Origin of the sequence: Streptomyces sp. NPDC058663 (genome assembly GCF_042716745.1) — a bacterium.
Lineage (GTDB): Bacteria > Actinomycetota > Actinomycetes > Streptomycetales > Streptomycetaceae > Streptomyces.
In genome coordinates, this window is sequence record NZ_JBHXRV010000020.1 from 131,744 (window position 1) to 137,743 (window position 6,000).

The following is a 6,000-nucleotide window of genomic DNA, read 5'->3' on the forward strand; positions in this document are numbered from 1 at the left end:
GAGGGCTCCGACCGCACCGGAACGCCGGGCCCGGTCAGGCACGGCGGCGTCGCTGGGCCTGCGTGGCCGGGGCCGCGGGGCGGCGCTACGTCGCCGGGGCCGCGGCGGTGAGGCCTCGGCCAGGGTCGTGGAAGTCGGGCCTCTAGGGTGGCGCGGTGATGACTCAAGTGATCGTTCTCAACGGTGGTTCCAGCTCCGGCAAGTCCGGGATCGCCCGGTGTCTGCAGGCGGTCCTGCCTGACCCCTGGCTGGTCCTGGGGGTCGACACTCTCATCCAGGCGATGCCCGCGCAGATGCGGACGACGGATGTGGGGATCGAGTTCGCCGCGGACGGCGAGGTGATCGTCGGGCCGGAGTTCCGGACGCTGGAAGCGGCATGGATCGAGGGGGTGGCCGCGATGGCGCGGGCGGGCGCCCGGATGGTGATCGACGAGGTCTTCCTCGGTGGGGCCGCGTCCCAGCAACGGTGGCAGCAGGCCCTCGGCGGCCTGCGGGTGCTGTGGGTCGGCGTGAGGTGCGAGAGTCTGGTTGCCGCGGGTCGCGAGGTCGCACGAGGTGATCGGGTCTCCGGGATGGCGGCCGCTCAGGCGGAGGTGGTCCACCGGGGCGTGTCCTACGACCTGGAGGTGGACACGACACTGACCGAGTCCATGGAGTGCGCGCGGAGCATCGCCGCCTGTGCGCGCTGATCAACGGTGCGGCTGCTGCCCGTCGTTGCCGCCGTGGCCGGGCAGGGCCTGAAAGTCGGCGGACCGGGTCATTCGGCTTCGCAGCCGATGCCGTCGCCGTCGCGGTCGAGCCGATGCGGATCTTCCGGGCCGGCCCAGACGGCATCCGGCACATCCGCGCAGTCCTCGTCCTGGTGGCGTCACCACCATGCCCGCCCTCACAACAACAAGCCCCAGCAGCCCACCAGTTGCAATGGTTGGTGGACTGCTGCGAGGGGGCGAGGCCGAGGTGGACCGGGGGGTCAGTGGGGGGTGTGGGGGGTCAGTGGGGGGTGTGGGGGGTCAGTGGGGGGTGTGGGGGGTCCGTTGCCCGCTCGGGCAGCCGGCGCCGCCGATGTAGTACGCGTTGAGGTAGTTGGGGCCGGCGCCCGGTAGCTGCGTGCGGCCGGGGCTGACGCAGAGGTGGTAGTCGTTCGTGCTGCCGCCCCCTCGTACGTCGACGTGCACCCGCACCGTCGTCGGGCCGCAGTGGTTGTACGCGGCGAACCGGGACTCGCGGACGCTGTACCGGAAGAAGCCGCACGGCGCGTAGGCGCCCACACCGGCCTCACGCACCTCCGGACCGCGTCCGGACTCGGCCTGAGCAGGGCCTGCCCACGTGATCATCGCCAGCGTGAGACTTGACGCTGCCGCGAGGACGGCTCGAAGAGGGCGGGGAGAGAGTTTCACGAACACTCCTTGGGATGGCCATGACGAAGGACGACCAGCTGACCTGCTCTGTCCGACAGCACGCCATCTCTGCGCGCTGCCCTGGGCGCGGCAAGCGTAGCGGCGTTTTCATCCCCTATGGCCGCTTGTCACTGGAATGAGTGGCGGAGGAATCCTCAACAGGGATGGGGCCCGGTGTGCCAGGGTTTCGCCGCGGTGGTCGCTGGGGGCGGGGCCACCGTCCTGGGCATCGAATTACGCCTCCGGAGCGCGCACTTGGGCGGCTCCTCAGCGCCCGCCGGGCCACATGGCGGGGGGCGGCGGCACGGGTGAAGTGGGGTTCCTCGGTCGGCCGCCGCCCCTCCCCCGGCCGAACCCCCTGGTTCGCGGGTTGCGTTGGGCCAAAGGGGTGCCTGCGTACGCGGTACCGGCGTGTCTCGCGGACTCCTGCCCGGGGTACACGCTCCTTTGTGGTGTGAATGAAATTTCGAAGGATGCCGCCCCTGCGAGTGCCCCTCTCGTCCGCCGCCGTACCTTCACCACCGCGACCGGCGCGGCCGCACTCGCCGCCGGGACGGTGCTGGCAGGGCCTGCGGACGTCACGGCCCTCGCGACTCCCCGTGCGGTGCCGCCCCGCGCACCTGTGGCCCCGGACTGGGAGCGCTGCCTGGAAGTGGCCCGGCAGGTGCTGGTGCTCGGCGCCGACGGCACCGATCTCAAGCGCAGATACCTGGAAGTCCTGATCGACAACGGGCTGCCGCGCAGCCGGACCCGCCCGAAGCACGTCCTGGTCGTCGGAGCCGGCCCGGCAGGTCTGGCGGCGGCGATGCTGCTGAAGCGGGCGGGCCACCGGGTGACGGTGCTGGAGGCCAACGGCAACCGGGTCGGCGGCCGGATCAAGACCTTCCGCACCCTGCCCGGCGAGGAGCCGCCCTTCTCCGACCCGGCACAGTACGCGGAGGCCGGTGCGATGCGCATTCCCTCGGCGCACCCCCTCGTCCTTGCCCTGATCGACCAGCTGGGCATCCCGAGAAGGCCGTTCCACTATCTCGACGCCGTGGAGGGCACCGGAAAGCCGCTGGCCGTGCCGCCGGCGGTGGTGCACCGCTCCCCCGACGGCAGGGAATGGCGGCGCGGCCCCGAACGCACCGACTTCGCCATGCCCGAGCCCGCCCACCGCACCTGGATCAAGGTGAACGGGCTGCGGGTGCGGCGCGGCGACTACCTGCGCGCGCCCGCAAAGGTCAACGCGTCCTTCGGGGTGCCGAAGAAGTACCTCGACGTGACCGCGGGGAAGATCCTCGGTGACCTCCTCGACCCGGTCCGGGACGAGTTCAGTGTGCGGAACGCGGACGGTTCCCGCACCAACAAGCCGCAGCGCGAACTGGTCGAGGGCTGGGCGAGGGTGATCCAGCGGTTCGGGAACTGGTCCATGTACCAGTTCCTCACCCAGCACGCCGGACTGGACGACCGTACCGTCGACCTGATCGGCACCCTGGAGAACCTCACCTCCCGGCTGCCCCTGTCGTTCCTGCACAGCTTCATCGGCTCTTCCCTGATCCGGCCCGGAATGACCTTCTGGGAGCTGCCCGGCGGCACGGCCGCACTGCCCGACGCCATGCTCAGGGAACTCGGCGCCGGCGTGGTCAGGATGGACCGCCGGGTCACCCGTATCGAGTACTGGAACGAGGGTGCGGGCTCCTCGGGGCACACCCGTACCGGCCCTCGCGGGCCGAAGGTGTGGATGGACGCCGTCTCCGAGGGACGTGGCCCGGGCGGCAGGATCGAGCGGGAGCAGTTCACCGCGGACGCCGCCGTCATCACCGTGCCCTTCTCCGGGCTCCGGCAGGTCCAGTTCACCCCGCAGCTGTCGTATCCCAAGCGGCGTGCCGTCATGGAGATGCACTACGACGCCGCCACCAAGGTGCTGCTCGAATTCAGCCGCCGCTGGTGGGAGTTCACCGAGGAGGACTGGAAGCGGGAGCTGGAGGCCGTGCGGCCGGGTACGTACGACGGCTACCTCAAGCACCGGCTGCCCGACGACGGCAGGATGCTCGGCGCCCATCCCTCCGTCCCCGACGGGCGGATCCCGGAGCCGATGCGTGTCCAGTACGCCGCGCACGGCTGGGAGACCCGTGAGGTCAGTGAGGCGACGGGCACCACCGGCGGCGGTTCCGTCTGCGACAACTCGAACCGGTTCATGTTCCATCCCTCGCACCGGATCGAGGGCAGCGAAGGCGGCGTGGTCCTCGCCTCGTACAGCTGGGCGGACGACGCCCTGCGCTGGGACGCCTACGACGACAACGAGCGCTATCCGATGGCGCTGCGCGGCCTCCAGGAGGTGTACGGGCGGCGCATCGAGGTCTTCTTCACGGGCAGCGGCCGTACGCAGAGCTGGATGCGGGACCCGTACGCGTACGGCGAGGCTTCGGTCCTGACACCGGGTCAGCACCTGGAACTCCTGCCGGACGTCCCCGCCGCGGAGGGCCCGCTCCACTTCGCGGGCTGCCACACCTCCGTCAAGCCGGCGTGGATCGAGGGCGCGCTGGAGTCCGCCGTGCGTACCGCCCTCGAAATCCATCTGCAGCGCTGAGTGTCCGGCCCGGGAGGCCGGGAGAAGGAGGGGCCGCTCTTGCTGCGGAATCTGCACTACCGGTTCGACAACGTCATGGCGCGCGGCACGCCTGCCCTGATCGGTGTACTTGCCGCGGTGTGCTGTCTGTTCACCGTGCTCAACGGAGCGCTCCTCCTGCTGCTGGCCCCCGAGCAATTGCACCACCGGGGCGTGGGGTCCTCCCTGTGGGCGGGGTTCCTGCGGGTGCTGAGTCCGACGCTGCTGATGCGTGACCACGGTCCCGCGCCGTTCCTGGCGTCGGCCGTGGTCATGGCCTTCGGCGGCATCCTGCTGATGAGCACCCTCATCCCGGTGATCAGCGCGGGGCTGCAGAACCAGCTGGCGCGGCTGCGCCAGGGCAGGTCTCCGGTGGTCGAGACGGGGCACGTCGTCCTGCTCGGCTGGTCGTCACAGGTGCATGTGATCGTCGCGGAGCTGGTGGAGGCCAACCGGAGCAGGCGCCGCGCCTGCGTGGTCGTCCTCGCCGAGAAGGACAGGACCGAGATGGAGACCGAGATCCGGGAGCGGGTCGGTGACCTGGCGAGCACCAGGGTCGTGTGCCGGACCGGGGACCCGGCGGACGTCCTGGACATCGCGCTGGTCTGCCCGGAGCGGGCCAGGGCGGTGATCGTCGTGGCACCCGAGGAGGACAGGCCCGACTTCACCGTCATCAAGTCCCTGCTGGCCGTCTCCCGTACCCGGCGGGAGGACGGGGCGGGGCCGGGTGTCGTGGCCGGGATCAGGGACAAGGAGAACCTGCCCGCGGCCCGGCTGGCCGGCGGTGCGGAGTGCCGGCTCGTGAGCGTCCAGGGGTTCATCGCCCGGCTGCTGGTGCAGACGAGTCTGCACACCGGACTGTCCTCCGTCTACACCGAACTCCTCGACTTCTCGGGCGACGAGATCTACATCCGGCCCCAGCCGGAACTGGTGGGCCGGACCTTCGCGGACGCCCTGCTCGCGTACCGCACGTCCAGTGTCATCGGGCTGATGGAGGAGGACGGCCGCATCCTGCTCAACCCGCTCGGCGGGACCCCGGTCGGGGCCGGCCACCAGATCGTCGTCATCAGTGAGGACGACAGCACGATCACACTGGAGGAGGCCCCCGTCCTGCCCCCTCCTGCCCTCCCGGCGACATCGTCCGAGGCGTGCCGGACGGGGAGGGCGGTGCTGATCCTGGGCAGCAACCAGCGACTTCCCGACATCATCGGACAGCTCCGCGCCCATCTCCCCGATGGCTCAAGGATCGACGTGGTCGCCGAACAGTGCCTGCCGCCCGAGGAAGAACCCGCCGGGGGACCCGCCGATGAGCCGGACGACCCCCTCACGGTCAGCTTCCGCAGGGCGGACGTCACCCGCAGGGACGTCCTCGAAGCCCTCGCCCTGGAGCACTACGACCATGTGCTGGTGATCAGTCCCGACGACTGCGACCCGCACGGTGCGGACGCCCGCACCCTGACCGTACTGCTGAATCTCCGGGACCTCTCCGAGCTGCGGACGCACACCTACACGGTGGTCACGGAGATGGCCGACGACCGCCACCGCGTCCTCGCCCAGGCCGCCGGGCCCGACGACTTCGTGGTCAGCGGCAACCTGCTGAGCCTGCGGCTCGCGCAGATCTCCGAGAACCCACGGCTGGACGTGATCTTCGAGGAGCTCTTCTCGCCGGAGGGCTGCCGGATCGCCCTTCACCCGGCCGGCGACTACGTCCCGTTGGGTGAGGAGACCGACTTCTACGCCGTGGTCGACGCCGCCGGGCGCCGCGGCGAGAGCGCCATCGGCCACCGCATCCACGCCCAGGCCCACCTGGCACCCCGGTACGGGAACCTCCTCAACCCGGACAAGGCGGCGCGCGTCGCCTACGGCAGCCTGGACCGGATCATCGTGCTGACCCGGTGACCACGGATCCAGTCACATGAATCCGGTGACCACGGATCCGGTCACCACGGACGCGGAAACCGATGCGAAGAGCCCGGAAAGGGCGGCGGCCCGCCGGCTCCTGTGGAGCCGGCG

At 70.8% G+C, this 6,000-nt stretch carries 5 protein-coding genes; 3 read left to right on the forward strand and 2 right to left on the reverse strand.

The features are described from left to right. Positions 1–158 precede the first annotated feature (158 nt). Entirely contained in the window at positions 159–689 is a 531-nt protein-coding gene (cpt, locus tag ACFWVV_RS17070; RefSeq protein WP_384350516.1) for a chloramphenicol phosphotransferase CPT, read from the forward strand. 68 nt (positions 690–757) lie between these two features. Here cpt and ACFWVV_RS17075 read toward each other — a convergent pair whose 3' ends face one another. Both ACFWVV_RS17075 and ACFWVV_RS17080 read right to left on the reverse strand, forming a co-directional pair. Further along, on the reverse strand, positions 758–841 hold the full coding sequence (locus tag ACFWVV_RS17075) for an excalibur calcium-binding domain-containing protein (RefSeq protein WP_384350538.1): 84 nt from the start codon (positions 839–841) through the stop codon (positions 758–760). Between the two features lie 169 nt (positions 842–1,010). Beyond that, the gene (locus ACFWVV_RS17080; RefSeq protein WP_384350519.1) at positions 1,011–1,397 is read right to left on the reverse strand and encodes a DUF6355 family natural product biosynthesis protein; all 387 of its coding nucleotides are present in this window, start codon (positions 1,395–1,397) and stop codon (positions 1,011–1,013) included. A 454-nt stretch (positions 1,398–1,851) separates the two neighbouring features. On the opposite strand from ACFWVV_RS17080, the gene ACFWVV_RS17085 reads away from it, so the two are divergent. Beyond that, on the forward strand, positions 1,852–3,969 hold the full coding sequence (locus ACFWVV_RS17085; protein WP_384350522.1) for a flavin monoamine oxidase family protein: 2,118 nt from the start codon (positions 1,852–1,854) through the stop codon (positions 3,967–3,969). A 39-nt stretch (positions 3,970–4,008) separates the two neighbouring features. Then, positions 4,009–5,886 (forward strand): potassium transporter TrkA, encoded by a 1,878-nt coding sequence (locus tag ACFWVV_RS17090; protein ID WP_384350525.1) that lies wholly within the window; start codon positions 4,009–4,011, stop codon positions 5,884–5,886. Positions 5,887–6,000: the final 114 nt, after the last annotated feature.

Bases quoted from the DNA above. Each gene is read 5' to 3' on its own strand.
- cpt (WP_384350516.1), top strand. From the start codon at position 159: ATGACTCAAGTGATCGTTCTCAACGGTGGTTCCAGCTCCGGCAAGTCC.